This is a genomic window from Cobetia crustatorum (assembly GCF_000591415.1).
Lineage (GTDB): Bacteria > Pseudomonadota > Gammaproteobacteria > Pseudomonadales > Halomonadaceae > Cobetia > Cobetia crustatorum.
In genome coordinates, this window is record NZ_JEMF01000118.1 from 1 (window position 1) to 1,098 (window position 1,098).

Sequence of the window (1,098 nt, forward strand, 5' to 3'; positions counted from 1 at the left end):
GCGGTCTCAATAACCAAGTGCAACACATAACCCATCAGGTACGGTGTTGCCATGACCTATTGTTACCGCCATCTCACTGCTGAAGACCGAGCCGCGATCATGATGATGCGTGCCACGCACTCGATCCGGGCTATTGCCACCCACTTGAACCGCGCACCGAGTACCATATCGCGTGAACTCGCTCGCCATACGGTCAACGTTTCCAAGGGCTATGATGCCAGCCTGGCAGGTTTTAGAGCTCGCTTGTCACGTCATCGCCCCCGTCGCCAACCCAAGCTGCACGCCGGCGGAGAATTGTTGGAAGTCGTGGTCTACCTGCTGCGCAAGTACTGGTCACCAGAGCAGATAGCCCGCACACTAAAGCGTATGTCTCCCAACGATACACGTCGACAGGTCTCGCATGAGACCATTTATAACGCGCTTTATGTCATGCCCCGCGGCAGCCTCAAGAAGGAGCTTGTCGCCTGTCTGCGGCAGGGTAACGGTAAGCGTCGCTCACGCCGTCGTGGCAAGGATCGACGCCAACAAATTCCCGATTTGGTCAGCATCCACATGCGCCCGCCTGAGATCGAAGATCGTCTGATGCCAGGCCATTGGGAGGGCGATCTCATCATTGGTGCCAACAATCGTTCTGCCGTGGGTACGCTGGTGGAGCGCAGCACCCGGCTGGTGCTCCTGGCGAAAGTGGACGGTACCACGGCCACGGCGGCGGCCGTTGGGTTCAGCGATAAACTCAATGAGGTGCCGCGAGCCCTGCGCCTGTCCATGACCTACGATCAGGGCAGAGAGATGGTGAAGCATGCCGAGATCACGCAGAAAACCGGGACGGCGATCTACTTTGCGGATCCGCACAGCCCATGGCAGCGGGGTTCCAACGAGAACACCAACGGGCTGTTGAGGCAGTACCTGCCGAAGGGCACGGATCTCTCCGTCTACAGCCAGGAAGAACTCGACGCGATTGCCGACTCACTGAACACTCGGCCGCGCGAGACGCTGGACTGGCGTACGCCGCTGGAAGTTTACGCCGAGATGCTAAAGAAATCGGTTGCTGGCCCGAGCACCCTTCAATAGCGTTGCGCTTGGAACTTGAGACCGCCG

1 protein-coding gene is annotated in these 1,098 nt (G+C 58.9%); it reads left to right on the forward strand.

The features are described 5' to 3' along the window. The first annotated feature begins 51 nt into the window (after positions 1-51). On the forward strand, positions 52-1,071 hold the full coding sequence (locus BF12_RS0117130; protein ID WP_024953332.1) for an IS30 family transposase: 1,020 nt from the start codon (positions 52-54) through the stop codon (positions 1,069-1,071). Positions 1,072-1,098 lie beyond the last annotated feature (27 nt).

What these genes read in the sequence shown, in the direction of transcription:
- BF12_RS0117130 (WP_024953332.1), top strand. Translation starts at nt 52, where the DNA reads ATGACCTATTGTTACCGCCATCTCACTGCTGAAGACCGAGCCGCGATC.